At 70.9% G+C, this 15,374-nt stretch carries 17 protein-coding genes; 14 read left to right on the top strand and 3 right to left on the bottom strand.

What is annotated here, in order from left to right; genetic code table 11:
* Nucleotides 1-57: 57 nt before the first annotated feature.
* Nucleotides 58-918, bottom strand: a complete 861-nt coding sequence (locus BST38_RS19600; RefSeq protein WP_083145143.1) for a ribokinase — start codon at nt 916-918, stop codon at nt 58-60.
* A gap of 71 nt (nt 919-989) precedes the next feature.
* On the opposite strand from BST38_RS19600, the gene BST38_RS19605 reads away from it, so the two are divergent.
* The 10 genes from BST38_RS19605 to BST38_RS19650 all read left to right on the top strand — a co-directional run bounded on the left by BST38_RS19605 (nt 990) and on the right by BST38_RS19650 (nt 9,366).
* The gene (locus BST38_RS19605) at nt 990-2,237 is read left to right on the top strand and encodes a glutamate-5-semialdehyde dehydrogenase (RefSeq protein ID WP_083145144.1); all 1,248 of its coding nucleotides are present in this window, start codon (nt 990-992) and stop codon (nt 2,235-2,237) included.
* A 15-nt stretch (nt 2,238-2,252) separates the two neighbouring features.
* Nucleotides 2,253-3,152 (top strand): AAA family ATPase, encoded by a 900-nt coding sequence (locus BST38_RS19610; protein ID WP_083145145.1) that lies wholly within the window; start codon nt 2,253-2,255, stop codon nt 3,150-3,152.
* On the top strand, nt 3,152-4,588 hold the full coding sequence (locus tag BST38_RS19615) for a vWA domain-containing protein (protein WP_083145146.1): 1,437 nt from the start codon (nt 3,152-3,154) through the stop codon (nt 4,586-4,588). The genes BST38_RS19610 and BST38_RS19615 overlap by 1 nt, the downstream gene beginning before the upstream one ends.
* Before the next feature lie 253 nt (nt 4,589-4,841).
* Nucleotides 4,842-5,207: a hypothetical protein gene (locus BST38_RS19620; RefSeq protein WP_083145147.1), complete on the top strand. Its 366-nt coding sequence runs from the start codon at nt 4,842-4,844 to the stop codon at nt 5,205-5,207.
* Between the two features lie 73 nt (nt 5,208-5,280).
* Nucleotides 5,281-6,009, top strand: a complete 729-nt coding sequence (locus BST38_RS19625; RefSeq protein WP_083145148.1) for a GntR family transcriptional regulator — start codon at nt 5,281-5,283, stop codon at nt 6,007-6,009.
* Nucleotides 6,010-6,052: 43 nt separating this feature from the next.
* Nucleotides 6,053-6,706 (top strand): nicotinate-nucleotide adenylyltransferase, encoded by a 654-nt coding sequence (gene nadD, locus BST38_RS19630; protein ID WP_083145149.1) that lies wholly within the window; start codon nt 6,053-6,055, stop codon nt 6,704-6,706.
* Nucleotides 6,703-7,101 carry a ribosome silencing factor gene (rsfS, locus tag BST38_RS19635; RefSeq protein WP_083145150.1) on the top strand — a complete coding sequence of 133 codons (399 nt, stop codon included), beginning with the start codon at nt 6,703-6,705 and terminating at the stop codon, nt 7,099-7,101. The genes nadD and rsfS overlap by 4 nt, the downstream gene beginning before the upstream one ends.
* Entirely contained in the window at nt 7,098-7,775 is a 678-nt protein-coding gene (gene gpgP / locus BST38_RS19640; RefSeq protein ID WP_083145151.1) for a glucosyl-3-phosphoglycerate phosphatase, read from the top strand. Before rsfS ends, gpgP begins: the two co-directional genes overlap by 4 nt.
* A complete protein-coding gene (gene octT / locus BST38_RS19645; RefSeq protein WP_083145152.1) occupies nt 7,765-8,523 on the top strand; it encodes a diglucosylglycerate octanoyltransferase in 759 nt (252 codons plus the stop codon). Before gpgP ends, octT begins: the two co-directional genes overlap by 11 nt.
* 9 nt (nt 8,524-8,532) lie before the next feature.
* Nucleotides 8,533-9,366 carry a DegV family protein gene (locus BST38_RS19650; protein WP_083145153.1) on the top strand — a complete coding sequence of 278 codons (834 nt, stop codon included), beginning with the start codon at nt 8,533-8,535 and terminating at the stop codon, nt 9,364-9,366.
* Nucleotides 9,367-9,376: 10 nt separating this feature from the next.
* Here the strand turns inward: BST38_RS19650 and BST38_RS19655 are convergent, their stop codons facing one another.
* Nucleotides 9,377-10,459, bottom strand: coding sequence for an NAD(P)H-dependent amine dehydrogenase family protein (locus BST38_RS19655; RefSeq protein ID WP_181792059.1), 1,083 nt, complete (start codon nt 10,457-10,459; stop codon nt 9,377-9,379).
* Nucleotides 10,460-10,491: 32 nt separating this feature from the next.
* Here BST38_RS19655 and BST38_RS19660 point away from each other — a divergent pair, with 32 nt between their 5' ends.
* On the top strand, nt 10,492-11,301 hold the full coding sequence (locus BST38_RS19660) for an SDR family NAD(P)-dependent oxidoreductase (protein ID WP_083145155.1): 810 nt from the start codon (nt 10,492-10,494) through the stop codon (nt 11,299-11,301).
* A gap of 36 nt (nt 11,302-11,337) precedes the next feature.
* On the opposite strand, the gene BST38_RS19665 is transcribed toward BST38_RS19660, so the two are convergent.
* Nucleotides 11,338-12,003, bottom strand: coding sequence for a hypothetical protein (locus tag BST38_RS19665; protein ID WP_083145156.1), 666 nt, complete (start codon nt 12,001-12,003; stop codon nt 11,338-11,340).
* 112 nt (nt 12,004-12,115) lie between these two features.
* Between BST38_RS19665 and BST38_RS19670 the strand changes: the two genes are divergently transcribed.
* From BST38_RS19670 to holA, 3 genes are read left to right on the top strand one after another with little or no spacing between them, the layout of a single operon-like run.
* The gene (locus BST38_RS19670; RefSeq protein WP_083145234.1) at nt 12,116-12,922 is read left to right on the top strand and encodes a ComEA family DNA-binding protein; all 807 of its coding nucleotides are present in this window, start codon (nt 12,116-12,118) and stop codon (nt 12,920-12,922) included.
* A 3-nt stretch (nt 12,923-12,925) separates the two neighbouring features.
* Nucleotides 12,926-14,386 carry a ComEC/Rec2 family competence protein gene (locus BST38_RS19675; protein WP_083145157.1) on the top strand — a complete coding sequence of 487 codons (1,461 nt, stop codon included), beginning with the start codon at nt 12,926-12,928 and terminating at the stop codon, nt 14,384-14,386.
* Complete coding sequence (holA, locus tag BST38_RS19680; protein ID WP_083145158.1) at nt 14,383-15,342, top strand: DNA polymerase III subunit delta; 960 nt, start codon at nt 14,383-14,385, stop codon at nt 15,340-15,342. The genes BST38_RS19675 and holA overlap by 4 nt, the downstream gene beginning before the upstream one ends.
* Nucleotides 15,343-15,374 lie beyond the last annotated feature (32 nt).

Below are 15,374 nucleotides of genomic sequence, written 5' to 3' on the forward strand. Positions count from 1 at the left end.
GGCGGGAGAAGGCACAGGGGGGCGGGGCGCGGTCGTCATCACTGTTCTCCCCTCGGATCAGGGCGCGTCGAGCACGTCCTCGACAGCCTCACTGTAAGGGGCACAGTCGCCGGCTCCGTGCACCAGCGTGGCGAGCGACCCCGCCGCGCACGCGCGCGGCAGCGCGTAGTCGACGCCGCGGGTCCAGTGCGCGGCCAGCACCCCGGCGAACACGTCGCCCGCGCCCGTGGTGTCCACCGCTTCGACGGCCGGGGCCGGATAGTCGGTCCGGTTCCCGCCCAGGTGGCGGGCGCCCCGGGCGCCGCGGGTGATCACCAGGTGGTCGACCAGCGCACGCTCACCGTCGAGCCAGGCGTCGGACTCGGTCTCGTTGACCACGACCACGTCGACGACGGCCGCCAGCGCGCTGATGTCCGGCGGGGTCGGGGACGCGTTGAGGATGACCGTCGCTCCCGCGGCCCGGCCGACCCGGGCCGCCACCAGGGCGGTCTCGAGCGGGATCTCCAGCGACAGCAGCACCACGTCGCTGTCGGCGACGACGTCCCGCACCGCTGCCGAGTTCAGACTCAGGTGCGCGTTCGCGCCCGGTGCAACCACGATGCAGTTCTCCGCGCCGGCGTCGACCAGGATCGCCGCCGAGCCGCTGGGTCCGGGCACGGTCTCGATACCGTCCAGCCCGACCGCGTTGGCCGCCAGATGCGCGCGAAGCCCGTCGGCGGCCGGGTCGGTGCCCAGTGCCGCGACCAGCTGCACGGCCGCCCCGGCGCGTGCGGCGGCGACCGCCTGGTTGCCGCCCTTGCCGCCCGGCGCGGTGTCCAGCGCCGAGGCGAGGACGGTCTGTCCCGGCCGGGGCAACCGGTCCACCGTGAACGTCAGGTCGGCGTTGACACTGCCCACTACGCAGACGCGCGCGCTCATGGGTGTCAACCTAGCCCCGACGCAGGTCGACACGTGTCGAACGACCCGCGCAGGTTCGATACTCTGGCCGGATGAGTGTGCATGCGCCCACCGTCCCCGACCTGCGCCAGCAGGTGCACGACGCCGCGCGGCGGGCCCGCGGCGCGGCCCGCGGATTGGCCACGCTGTCCACTGACACCAAGAACCGCGCGCTGCGCGTCGCCGCCGATCATCTGCTGATGAACACCCGCACGATCCTGGAGGCCAACGAGGCCGACCTGGACAGGGCGAGGTCCTCGGGCACCCCTGACGCGATGCTCGACCGGCTCGCGCTGAACCCGGCGCGCGTCGAGGCGATCGCCGACGGCCTGCGTCAGGTCGCCGGACTGCCCGACCCGGTCGGCGAGGTGCTGCGCGGTCGCACGCTGCCCAACGGACTGCAGGTTCGCCAGCAACGCGTTCCGCTCGGTGTGGTCGGCATCGTCTACGAAGGCCGCCCCAACGTCACCGTCGACGCGTTCGGCCTGACGCTGAAATCCGGCAATGCCGTTCTGCTGCGCGGAAGTTCGTCGGCGGCGCAGTCGAACGCCGCACTCGTCGACGCGCTGCGCGCTGCGCTGGCCACCGAGTCGCTCGACGTCGACGCGGTGCAACTGCTGCCCAGCGAGGACCGCGCCAGCGTCACCCATCTGATCCAGGCCCGCGGGCTCGTCGACGTGGTGATCCCGCGCGGCGGCGCCGGGCTGATCGACGCGGTGGTGCGCGACGCGCAGGTGCCCACCATCGAGACCGGCGTCGGCAATTGCCATGTCTACGTTCACTCGTCGGCCGATCTCGACATGGCCGAGACGATCCTGCTCAACGCCAAGACCCGCAGGCCGAGCGTGTGCAACGCCGCCGAATCGGTGCTGATCGACGCCGCGATCGCCGATATCGCGGTGCCCCGCCTGATCGGTGCCTTGCAGGACGCCGGCGTCACCGTGCACGTCGACCCGACCGAGGAGGAGCTGCGCGCCGAGTTCCTGTCGATGGACGTCGCGCTGGCCGTTGTGGATGGGGTCGACGCCGCGATCGCCCACGTCAACGAGTACGGCACCGGCCACACCGAGGCCATCGTGACGACGGATCTCGCTGCCGCGCAACGGTTCACCGAACGGGTGGATGCGGCGGCGGTGATGGTCAACGCGTCCACCGCGTTCACCGACGGAGAGCAGTTCGGTTTCGGCGCCGAGATCGGCATCTCCACCCAGAAGCTGCATGCCCGCGGCCCGATGGGGCTTCCCGAACTGACATCCACCAAATGGATCGTGTGGGGCGATGGCCACACCCGTCCGGCCTGAGCCTGAGGAGTTAACGTGAGCGTCCCCGCGAGCATCGTGCCGCTGTTCGCCGACATCGACGATGTCGCGCGCCGGCTGGCCGAGACGGGCTATCTGCCCGACACCGCCACCGCGACCGCGGTATTCCTCGCCGACCGGCTCGGCAAGCCGCTGCTGGTGGAGGGTCCCGCCGGTGTCGGAAAGACCGAACTGGCCCGGGCGATCGCGCAGTCGACGGGTTCGGGGCTGGTGCGGCTGCAGTGCTACGAGGGCGTCGACGAATCCCGTGCGCTCTACGAGTGGAACCACGCCAAGCAGATCCTGCGGATCCAGGCCGGCAGTGTTGCCTCTGCCGGCTCCGCCGGCGGCGACTGGGACCAGACCCGCGACGACGTGTTCTCCGAGGAGTTCCTGCTGACCCGGCCGCTGCTCACCGCGATCCGGCGCACCGAACCGACGGTGCTGCTGATCGACGAGACCGACAAGGCCGACATCGAGATCGAGGGTCTGCTGCTGGAGGTGCTCAGCGACTTCGCGGTCACGGTGCCTGAACTCGGCACCATCACCGCGCAGCGCCGGCCCCTGGTGGTGCTCACCTCCAACGCGACGCGTGAGCTGTCCGAGGCGCTCAAGCGCCGCTGCCTGTTCCTGCACATCGACTTCCCGGACGCCGACCTCGAGCGTCGGATCCTGCTGTCCCGGGTGCCGGAGCTGCCCGAGAAGATCGCCGAGGAACTCGTGCGGATCATCGGCGTGCTGCGCGGTATGCAGCTCAAGAAACTGCCGTCGGTGGCCGAGACCATCGACTGGGGCCGCACCGTGCTGGCGCTGGGCATGGACACCATCGACGACGAGGTGATCGCCGCGACGCTCGGTGTCGTGCTCAAGCATCAGTCCGACCAGGTCAAGGCCGCCGGGGAGCTGAGGCTCAACTGATGCCGCCGATCCGCACCCGCCCGCCGCAGCCGCTGGCCCCGCACGGAATCCCCGGCCACCTGGTCGAGTTCGTCGAGGCGCTGCGCAAGCAGGGCATCGCGGTGGGCCCGTCGGAGACGGTGGATGCCGGCCAGGTGATGGCGGCGCTCGGGCTGTCCGACCGTACGGTGCTGCGGGAGGGACTGGCGTGCGCGGTGCTGCGCCGCTCCGATCACCGCGAGACCTTCGACGCGCTGTTCGACCTGTATTTCCCGCCGGCGCTGGGCGCCAAGACGGTGCTTGAGGACGACGACCCGGACGGGCAGGGATTACCCCCCGAGGATGTCGAGGCGCTGCGCAGCGCGCTGGTCGACCTGCTGTCGGAGAACCAGGAGCTCGCCAACGTCGACGAGCGGCTCGCCGCGATGATCGCCCAGATCGTGGAGGCCTACGGGCGGTACAACTCCAGCCGGGGGCCGTCGTATTCGTCGTATCAGGCACTCAAGGCGATGAGCCTGGACGACCTCGAGGGCCGACTGCTGGCCGGGCTGCTGGCGCCGTACGGTGACGAGCCCACCCCGACGCAGGAACAGATCGCCAAAGCCCTCGCGGCCCAACGTATCGCCCAGCTCCGCAAGATGATCGAGGGGGAGACCAAGCGGCGTACGGCCGAACAGCTCGGGCGTGACCATGTCCAGATGTACGGGGTGCCCCAGCTCGCCGAGAACGTCGAGTTCCTGCGGGCCTCGGGGGAGCAGCTGCGCCAGATGCGCCGCGTGGTGGGACCGCTGGCGCGCACCCTGGCCACCCGGCTGGCCGCGCGCCGGCGCCGGTCCAGGGCCGGCGAGATCGACCTGCGTAAGACGCTCCGCAAGTCGATGTCCACCGGCGGTGTGCCGATCGACGTCGTGTTGAAGAAACCGCATCCGGCCCGCCCGGAGCTGGTCGTGCTGTGCGACGTGTCGGGCTCGGTCGCCGGGTTCAGCCACTTCACGCTGCTGCTGGTGCATGCGCTGCGGCAGCAGTTCTCCCGGGTTCGCGTCTTCGCCTTCATCGACACCACCGACGAGGTCACCGAATTGTTCGGGCCCGACGCCGACCTCGCGGTCGCGGTGCAGCGCATCACCCGCGAGGCAGCCGTGTTCACCCGCGACGGCCATTCCGACTACGGCCACGCGTTCGTGTCGTTCCTCGACAAGTTCCCGAACGTGCTGTCGCCGCGCAGCTCGCTGCTCGTGCTCGGCGACGGCCGCAACAACTACCGCAACCCGGAGACCGATCTGCTGGCGCACATGGTCAACGCGGCGCGGCACGCGCACTGGCTCAATCCGGAGCCGAGGCACCTGTGGGGCAGTGGTGACTCCGCGGTGCCGCGCTATGAGGGCGTCATCACGATGCACGAGTGCCGCTCGGCCAAACAGTTGGCGTCGGTGATCGACGCACTGCTGCCGGTCTGATCCGCCGGGGGCGGCCACATTCGCGGCGATCTCCCAGGAACCGGCGACCGAACTGCCAGCGTGGCGCTCTCCCATTTGTGGCGAAAACTAGTGCAGCACAACTGTTTTGGATCTTCTCCGGGCTCTGGTTACGAACGCGTGAACAACGTCGCGGCCGACGGCTTTCCAGCTTCGTCACAGTTGCGCTCAATAGCCTGAGCGTGTTCTCCGGATTCGAAGAACATTTCCGCCTTTCTGACCAAAGGGGTAGGCAATGGTTGAGCGCACGGCGACACTCCCGCGTCGGACGACAAGGCTGGCCGTCATGTGCCTGGGTTCGGTGTGTGCGTCCGCCGCCCTGTTCGGGCTGAGCGCGGGCACGGCCAGTGCCGACGTCAAAGAGGTTTCCCCCGGGCCGGTCGTCAGCAGTCGGCAGGCCACCGATTACGCGGTGGTGCGCATCAACGACTTCGGTGTCGCCCGTGGCACCTCCGAGGCCCGGCTGGCCGACGCCGGGGTGGTCTCGGCCACCGGCACGAACTCGACCGAGGTGCGCGACGAGATGAAAGCCGTCCCCGGATCGAAAGCCAAGGGCTTCCTGGGGGCGTACCCGGTCGGTCCGCCGATCGGCGACTTCTGATGCCGCGTGGGGATGGCGCACCCGTCCGCACAATGTTGACACCGAAGTCGACTTAGGTCGCTACCCTGCAGAGATGCCTTCAGGCACCCCGCTGTACATGCGGATCGCCGCCGACGTGCGTGATCTGATTGCCACCGAACAACTGGCACCGCACACGCTGTTGCCGTCCGAACGTGAGCTCGCCGAACACCACGGCGTCAGTCGTATGACTGCCCGCCAGTCGCTGTCGTTGCTGGAAAGCGAGGGGCTGGTCTACCGCAATCCGCCGCGCGGCACCTTCGTCGCCGAACCGCGGGTGCGCTTCCACGTCGGTAGCTTCTCCGAAGAGGTGGCCCGGATGGGGCGGCGCCCGGCGGCCGAGCCGCTGTGGGCCGAACACCAGGTGGCCACCCCCGCGGTGCGCCGTGCCCTGGGCCTCGAGGAAGGCGCCGGCGTCCACGTGTTGCACCGGCTGCGCAGCGTCGACGAGGTCCCGTTCGCGTTGGAGACGACGTTCCTGCCCGCCGACCTCACCCCGGGGATTCTGGACCTGCCGCAGGACGGATCGCTGTGGGCGGTGCTGCGGTCGCGGTACGGCCTCGATCTGGCGCGCTCGACGGCGGTGCTGGAGTCGATCGTGCTCGACGATGCGACCAGCGCCCAGCTCGGTGTGCGGGCCGGATCAGCCGGAACGTTGCTGACCCGCACCACCGAGGCCACCGGGGGGCGCTGCGTCGAGTACGCCCGCGATGTCTACCGCGCCGACCGCACCGCGTTCGAGGTCACCGAGGTTCTCACGTCACCCCGGCTGACTTCGGTTTGAGTCGGCCCGAGGCACCTGCTCCGCTCCCGTAAGCTCGCTATTCGTGCAGTCAGGCGGGCGCCGTCGCAGGAGGCTAGGTGTGATGGGTGGGACATTCGACCCCATCCACCACGGACACCTTGTCGCGGCCAGCGAGGTCGCCGACCTGTTCGACCTCGACGAGGTGGTGTTCGTTCCGACAGGACAGCCCTGGCAGAAGCGCAGCCGGGCCGTCACGTCCGCCGAAGATCGCTACCTGATGACGGTGATCGCCACGGCATCCAACCCGCGGTTCTCCGTCAGCAGGGTCGACATCGATCGCGGCGGTCCGACGTACACCAAGGACACGCTGCGTGACCTGCACTCCCAGAACCCCGACGCGGATCTGTACTTCATCACCGGGGCCGACGCCCTGGCGTCGATCCTGTCGTGGCAGAACTGGGAGGAGATGTTCTCGGTCGCCCGGTTCGTCGGGGTCAGCAGACCCGGCTACGAACTGGACGGCAAGCACATCACCACGGCGATGGCCGAGCTTCCCACCGATGCGCTGCATCTGGTCGAGGTGCCCGCCCTCGCCATCTCGTCCACCGACTGCCGGCTGCGCGCCGAACAGTCCCGCCCCATCTGGTACCTGGTTCCCGACGGCGTCGTGCAGTACGTCGCCAAACGCGACCTCTATCGCGGCCAGGACCGAGCAGTTGAAGGAGACCGTCCCTGACCGCCACACCTGAAGCCATCGAAATGGCCACCATCGCCGCCAAGGCGGCGGCGGCCAAGCTCGCCGACGACGTCGTGGTGATCGACGTCTCCGGCCAACTCGTCATCACGGACTGCTTCGTGATCGCGTCCGGCAGCAACGACCGGCAGGTCAACGCGATCGTCGACGAGGTCGAGGAGAAGATGCGCCGCGCCGGATACAAACCCGCGCGCCGCGAAGGTACCCGCGAGGGCCGCTGGACCCTGCTCGATTACATCGACATCGTCGTGCACGTCCAACATCAGGACGAACGCAACTTCTACGCGCTCGACCGGCTCTGGCGGGACTGCCCGACCGTGCCGGTCGAACTCGACGCGCCCGCCGCCGACGAGGATGAGGCCGAGGACGAGCGATGAGGATCCGCAGGCTCGTCATGCTGCGGCACGGTCAGACCGAGTACAACGCCGGCAGCCGCATGCAGGGCCAGCTCGACACCGACCTGTCCGAACTCGGCCGCGAGCAGGCCGCCGCGGCCGCCGAGTCACTGGCCAAACGTCAGCCACTGCTGATCGTGTCGTCCGATCTGCGGCGCGCGCTCGACACCGCCGTCGTCCTCGGCGACCGGTGCGGTCAGCCGGTCAGTATCGACGCCCGGCTGCGCGAGACCCATCTCGGCGACTGGCAGGGCCTGACCCATCTGGAGGTCGACGCGCAGGCACCCGGGGCGAGGCTGGCATGGCGTGACGACGCCCGGTGGGCCCCGCACGGCGGGGAGAGCAGGATCGACGTCGCCGCGCGCAGCGTGCCGCTGGTGCGCGAACTGGTCGCGCAGCAGTCCGACTGGGGAGTGGCGGACGCCGACCGGCCGGTGGTGCTGGTGGCGCACGGCGGGCTGATCGCCGCGCTGACCGCGGCGCTGCTGGACCTGCCGCCGGAGAACTGGCCGGTGCTGGGCGGTATGGGCAACGCGAGCTGGGTGCAGCTGGCCGGGCACACCCGTGCCGACGGGGATCCCAGCTCCTTCGACGACATCCGGTGGCGTCTGGACGTCTGGAACGCATCGGCACAGGTCGCCGGCGATGTCCTCTGAGGCGACTCCCGGACCGAAGCCGGGCCGCACCACGCTGCTGGTCTTCTGCGATTCGCTGTCCTACTACGGCCCGACCGGGGGACTGCCCGCCGACGATCCGCGTATCTGGCCCAACCTCGTTGCCGGACAACTGGACTGGGATGTCGAGCTGATCGGCCGGATCGGCTGGACCAGCCGCGACGTGTGGTGGGCCGCCACCCAGGATCCGCGGTCTTGGGCCGCGTTGCCGAGGGCCGGTGCGGTGGTCTTCGCGACGTCGGGGATGGACTCGCTGCCCTCGCCGCTGCCGACCGCGCTGCGGGAACTGATCCGCTACGTGCGGCCGCCACGGCTTCGGCGGTGGGCGCGCGACGGGTACGGCTGGCTGCAGCCCAGGCTCTCGCCGATCGCGCGGCCCGCGTTGCCTCCGCACCTGACCGTCGAGTATCTCGAGATGACCAGAGCGGCAATCGATTTCAACCGGCCTGGGATCCCGGTGGTGGCGTCGCTGCCGTCGGTGCACATCGCGCCGACCTACGGACACTCGCACCGCGGGCGGCCGGGCACCGTCGCGGCGATCACCCGGTGGGCCGCCGAGCACGCCGTTCCTCTGGTCGACCTCAAAGAGGCGGTGGGGGACGAGGTGACGAGCGGGCGGGGCAACCCCGACGGCATCCACTGGAACTTCGAGGCACACCGGGCGGTGGCGGACCTGATGCTCAAAGGACTGGCCGAGGCGGGCGTGCACGTGCCCGACTCGCGCGGTTAGCGAGCCCGGATGCCCGTCGTCGTCGTCAGCGATTCGTCGTCGCGTCTGCGGCCCGAGGTGCGCCACCGGTGGGATGTGCGCGAGGTGCCGCTGCACGTGCTGCTCGACGGCACCGACCTGCGCGACGGCGTCGACGACATCCCGTACGACATTCACGACCGGCCGAAGGTGACCACCGCGGGGGCCTCACCGGAGGAACTCGCCGAGACCTACCGGCAGGCACTGGCAGACAGCGGCGGCGACGGGGTCGTCGCGGTGCACCTGTCCGGTGCGCTGTCGAGCACCTACAGCGCCGCGGCGCTGGCCGCCCGCGAGTTCGGACCCGCGGTGCGCGTGGTCAACTCGCGGTCGGCGGCGATGGGGGTCGGCTTCGTCGCGCTCGCCGCGGCCGCCTGCGCCGACGCCGGCGGTGACCTCGACGCGGTCGAGGCCGCCGCCCGGTCCGCGATCGGCCGCACCCAGGTCTTCCTCGTCGTGCACCGGCTCGACAATCTGCGCCGCAGTGGCCGCATCCGCACCACGGCGTCGTGGCTGGGCACCGCGCTGGCGCTCAAACCGCTGCTGTGCCTGGACGTCGACGGCCGGCTGGTGCTCGATCAGCGCATCCGCACGGTCGGCAAGGCGCACGCGGCGATGGTCGACCGGGTCGCCGGGATCGTCGGTGAGCGCTCCGCCGAGGTGGTCGTGCACCACGTCGACAACCACGACGCGGCCGACGAACTCGGCGCCGCGCTGACCCAGCGACTCCCGCAACTGTCCTCGCTGACCGTCGCCGACATGGGGCCGCTGCTGTCGATCCACGTGGGCGCCGGGGCGGTCGGCGTCGCGGTCCAGGTCGCCTAGCCCCGCGGCGTCACACCGCCGCGCGGCCGGTGATCGGCGGCAGGTCGGCCAGCGTGACGATACCGGGTCTCGCGGCGACCACGGCCGGTACGGCGTTGGTCACCGGCATCGCCGTGTAGATCATGCCCAGCCCCATGAACCCGGGCTCGGTCCAGTCCTTCGGCGGCAGGCAGTGCAGCACTGTGCGCATGTTGGGCAGCCCGAACACCTGCACCACGTGTCCGTGCTCCAGCGGCTTGGGTGGGACGACATGCTCGCCCATGATCCAGTTGAACCCGACGCTGACGATGTTGCGGTCGCCGACCCAGCCGCGGTGATACCCGCGCACACCGGCCACGGTGCCCTTCGGGATCTTCATGAACCCGAGGTCGCTGTCGCCGGTGGCCGCGGTGAAGGTGACGTCGAACGTGATCCGGTCCAGCGTGGCGCCGATCGCGTCGGCCATCATCGCCGCGGATTCGGCGAACACCTCGCTCTCCCGGCGGACGCTCTCGGCCAGGCCCGGGGTGTCGGGGTCCTGCGAGAACCCCATCGCGGTCTGCGTGCCCGCGGATTCATAGGTGGAGCAGTCCACCGACTCGGTGATCCTGATCTCGTCGACGCGTTCACACGCACCCGAGAGCACCATCCCCACCAGGTTGCTCATCCCGGGATGCGCACCGCTGCCGAAGATCGTGGAATTACCTGTGTCACAAGCTTTTCTGATCCGGTCGAGGTCCTGCGGGGTCTGCTTGCCGCCGGTGATCCACGCCGCGCTCGAACACACGTTGATACCGGACTCCAGCAGCCGGACCAGTTCGTCGATGTTCGGCCACAGCGGGTTGTAGCAGCATGCGTCCGGCTTCAGTGCGATCAGTTCCTCGATGTCGGAGGTGGCCCTGATGCCGGTGGGCTCGCTCCGGCCGGCAAGCTCAGCGGCGTCGACGCCGACCTTGTCGGCACCGTGCGCGTACACGCCGACAAGCTCCATGTCGTCGCGGCCGATGATCGCGTGCAACGAGCGGCGCCCGATGTTGCCGGTGGTCCACTGGATCACGCGCAGCGGTCGATCAGGGCTTTCGGGCGGCACAGGGCTTTTTGACGGCACAGTCATGGCCCTCAAGCTACTGCCTCTAAGGTGGCCGCATGAGTGACATGGCGAGCCCGGTGGCGGTGGTGACCGGAGCCAGCCGCGGCGCCGGCCTGGGTATCGCGACGGCGCTCGCCGCGCGCGGCTGGCGGGTGTACGGCACCGCGCGCAGCTTCGCCGAGGCGCCGAACTGGGGCGTCGGGATCGCGGTGGATCACCGCGACGACGACGCGGTGGCCCGGTTCTTCGACCGGGTCGGCGCCGAAACCGGCCGGCTCGATCTGCTGGTCAACAACGCCGCGGCCGTCTCCGATCACCTGGTGAGCCCGAAACCGTTCTGGGAGAAGCCACGTGATCTGGCCGACGTGTTGAGCGTCGGGCTGCGGTCGTCCTACATCGCGTCCTGGCACGCCGCGCCGCTGCTGATCCAGCAGGACCGCGGCCTCATCGCGTTCACGTCCTCACCCGGATCGGTGTGCTACATGCATGGGGCCGCCTACGGTGCGCAGAAGGCCGGGGTCGACAAGATGGCCGCGGACATGGCGGTCGACTTCCGCGGCACCGGCGTCGCGACGGTCTCGGTGTGGATGGGCATCCTGCTGACCGAGAAGCTGCGGTCGGCCTTCGACGGGAATCCCGAAGCGCTGCAGGCCTTCGCGCAGCAGGCCGAGACCCCGGAGTTCACCGGGTACGTGATCGACGCGCTCTACCGGGACCCGGATCTCGGGGAGCTCAGCGGCCACACCGTGATCGCGGCGGAGACCGCGGCCCGCTACGGGCTCACCGACGAGGACGGGCGCACGCCGCCGTCGCACCGGGAGCTGTTGGGCGAACCGCGGATCCCGAGCTCGGTCGTCGTGCGCTGAGCCGAACTGCTGTCGCGACGCGTCGCGGTGGTGCGGTCAGTCTCCCGGATGTTCGGCCGCGGACATCTCGTCGGTCGGGCTGTCGTCGGCGGGCCTGTCGGGATCGGGGCGGGCTGCATCCGGCGAGGTCAGGGCGACGCCGAGGGCCAGGAAGAATCCCGCCGTCAGCAGACCGCCGAGGTAGTGGTTCATCGGCCCGCCGGGGGAGATGAAGCTGCCGGGCGGGCCGATGATGGTGATCGTCTCGATCAGCTGTTCCACGGTGAACACCGCAGCGCCGGTGCCCAGCCAGCGCGGCAGATGACCGTCGTTGGCGGACAACAGGATCGGCACCGCCACCATGATGTGAGCGATCGCCGTCACCGGCAGCCACATCGCCGCGATGTCGTCGAGGGCCCGCTCGGTCCCGACGGTCACCTGACCCGGCCGCAGCGCCGGCCCGGCGACGAACCACACCGACACGCACAGCTGCGCGACGGTGATCGACGCGCCGATGGTGAACAGGTGCGCGGGCGGTCCGGTCAGCCGGTCGCGGGCGAACGCGAGCACCACCACCACCGCGAGCGCGGAGAACGCCAGCAGCAGAGCCTGGATGCGGACGACGCCGGAATCGGGTCCGGGCAGGGCCGGCAGTACCAGCACGGCTGTCGCGTAGAGCACCGCGAACGCCACACCTGCGATCAACGGGGCGCGGTGGTTCATATCAGGGAGCCATGTTAACCACGTTGTCCCCAACGCCGAGTTCATCCCCAGCCCGCGCCGTCGATGGCGCGCTCGCCGCCGTGCTGTCGTGGTGCGGCAATACCGTCACGGCATGTCCACCGAACTGCCCGCCGACCGGCTGCGACGCCGCCTGGGCGCCGGTCCCGATGCCGCGGACGACGAGGAGGACGATCCGCCGGACACCACCTTGTCGCGGTGGCTGCCGGCCGACACCACGGGCGGTCCGCCGGCCTGGCTGGTGAAGATCCGCGCCGATCCCGGACGCGCGGGGGTGATCGCGCTCGGTGTGGTCGGGGCGGTCGCGGTGCTGGTGACCGTGCTGACGCTGATCGGCGACAGTACGCCCGCGGTGGTCTCGGCCAAGCTGCCGCCGGTGGAGACGGTCTCCTCGGCCGCGCCGTCCGCGGGTGCCGCCGCCGGCACCGAGCCGGTCGTGGTCAGCGTGGTCGGGCTGGTGCGCACTCCGGGCCTGGTCACATTGTCGCCCGGGGCCCGGATCGCCGACGCGCTCGACGCCGCGGGCGGGGCCCTCGACGGCGCGGACGTGCTCGGTCTGAACATGGCCAGGCGCGTCGCCGACGGAGAGCAGATCGTCGTCGGGATCGGTGCGCCGCCGGGGCAGCCGACCCAGATCGGCAGTGCGGTCATCGGGCAGCCGGGCGGGCCGGCAACCGGTGCCGCGCCTGGAAACGATTCAGCACCAGGCGGATTGATCGATCTGAACAGCGCGACCGTCGAACAGCTCGACACCCTTCCTGGTGTCGGGCCGGTGACCGCGGCCGCGATCGTCGCCTGGCGAGACGCCAACGGCCGGTTCAGCAGCGTCGACCAACTCGGCGACGTCGACGGCATCGGCCCGGCCCGGCTGGACAAGCTGCGCGACCTGGTCCGGGTGTGAGCGGTGGACCTGCGGCTGGTGCCCGCCGCGCTGACCGGCTGGGCGGTCACCGCGGCGGGCATCCTGTGGCTGCGCGCCGGGGCGGTCACCGCACTGGCGGTCGCGGTCACGATGACCGCGGCGCTGGGATGGTGGGCCGGGCGCCGTGCCCCGGGCGGACCACAGCGGATGCCGGTGGCCGCGGTGCTGGCGGTCGCGCTGGTCGGTGCCGGGTTCGCGGTCGCGGTCGTGGTGCGGGTCGCCGCGGTGGACGGTCACCCCGTCGCCGGTTACGTCGGCACCGTGACCACCGTGACGGTCACGCCGACGGAGACCCCACGCGTCCTGGACGGCGGCCGCACCATGATGCGCGCGTCGCTGGTCGCGTTGGACGGGGCCCGCTCATCGGGCGATGTGCTGGTATTCGCCTCGAGCGGTGACTACGCGCGCCTGGCGGCCGGACAGCCCGCCACGTTCCGGGCCCGGGTCGGTCGGCCCACACGACGTGATCTCACGGTGGCGGTGCTCTCCGCCACCGGCGAACCCGCCGTCGGGGAGGCCGCCCCGATCCACCGGGCCGCGCACCATCTGCGCACCCGGTTCGCCGACGCGGCGCGCCTGGCGCTGCCCCCGGATCAGGCCGCGATGCTGCCGGCCTTGGTGCTGGGGGATACCAGCGCCGTCCCGGCCACCGCGACGGCCGAGTTCCGCCGGTCCGGTCTGACCCACCTGACCGCGGTCTCGGGCGCCAACGTCACGATCGTCTGCGGCGCGGTGCTGTTGTCGGCGGTACTGATCGGGCCGAGAGCCGCGGTCGTGCTGGCCGCGGTGGCGCTGGTCGCGTTCGTCATCGTGGTGCAGCCGTCGGCGAGCGTGCTGCGGGCCGCGCTGATGGGGGCGATCACGTTGCTGGCCGTGGTGTCGCACCGGCGCAGGCAGGCATTGCCCGCGCTGGCCGCCACCATCGTCGCGGTGATGGTCGGCGCACCGAAGCTCGCGGTCGACGTCGGGTTCGCGCTGTCGGTGTCGGCGACCGCGGCGCTGATCGTGATCGCACCGGCATGGTCACGCCGCCTGGTCGACCGCGGGTGGCCGCGTCCGCTCGCCGACGCGGTCAGCGTCGCGGTGGCCGCGCAACTGGTCACCGCACCGCTGGTGGCCGGGATCTCGGGGTCGATGAGCCTGGTCGCGGTCGCCGCCAACCTGGCGGTGGCGCCCGTGATCCCACCGATCACCGTGCTCGGGACGGCCGCGGCCGCACTCTGCGCGGTCTGGCCCGCCGGGGCGGAGGTGTTGATCCGGTTCACCGGCCCCGAGGTGTGGTGGCTGCTCGGCGTCGCGCGGTGGGCGGCGCGGATGCCTGCCGCCGCGGTACCGATGCCGTCCGGGGCGACCGGCGTGTTGATCGCGGCCATGGTGATGCTGGCCGCGGCGGCGGCATGGCATTGGGTGGTGTCGGGGCGACGTGACACGATCGTGCGGTGACACAGACCTCCGGCCTGCACCTGATCCTGGGAGACGAGGAACTTCTGGTCGAGCGCGCCGTCGCGGACGTGCTCAAGGCCGCCCGTGCCTCCGCGGGCACCGCCGACGTGCCCGTGGACCGGCTGCGTGCCGGCGAGGTCAGCGTCAGCGAGATCGCCGAACTGCTCAGCCCGTCGCTGTTCGCCGACGAGCGCGTCGTGGTGCTCGAGGCGGCCGCCGAAGCCGGCAAGGATGCGGTGGCCCTGATCCAGTCCGCGGCCGCGGACCTGCCCGACGGCACCTTGATGGTGGTCGTGCATTCCGGTGGCGGCCGCGCGAAGTCGCTGGCCGATCACCTCAAGAAGCTCGGCGCCGCGGTGCACCCGTGCGCCAGGATCACCAAGGCGTCCGAACGCGCGGACTTCGTCCGCAACGAGTTCCGTGCACACCGGGTGAAGGTCGACGACGACACGGTGACCGCGGTGATCGACGCGGTCGGCTCCGACATCCGTGAGCTCGCCTCGGCCTGCTCGCAGCTGGTCGCCGACACCGGTGGCACCGTCGATGCGGCTGCGGTGCGGCGCTACCACTCGGGCCGTGCCGAGGTGAAGGGGTTCGACATCGCCGACAAGGCCGTGGTCGGCGACGTCGCCGGGGCGGCGGAGGCGCTGCGTTGGGCGATGATGGCGGGCGAACCGCACGTGGTGCTCGCCGATGCGCTGGCCGAGGCGGTGCACACGATCGCTCGGGTCGGGCCGCTGTCCGGGGATCCGTACCGGCTCGCCGGGGAGCTGGGCATGCCGCCGTGGCGGGTGCAGAAGGCGCAGAAGCAGGCGCGCCGGTGGTCCCGCGAGAAGGTCGCCGAGGCGGTGCACATGGTGGCGGCGCTCAACGCCGACGTCAAGGGTGCCGCGGCCGACGCCGGCTACGCGCTGGAGAAAGCAGTCCGCTCAGTCGCCGAACTGGTCAGCGACTGAGCGGAGAGAGTGGCCGTGCCCGTCCCGGCGAA

The organism is Mycolicibacterium parafortuitum, assembly GCF_002086815.1.
In the GTDB taxonomy this organism is placed as follows: Bacteria; Actinomycetota; Actinomycetes; order Mycobacteriales; family Mycobacteriaceae; genus Mycobacterium; species Mycobacterium parafortuitum.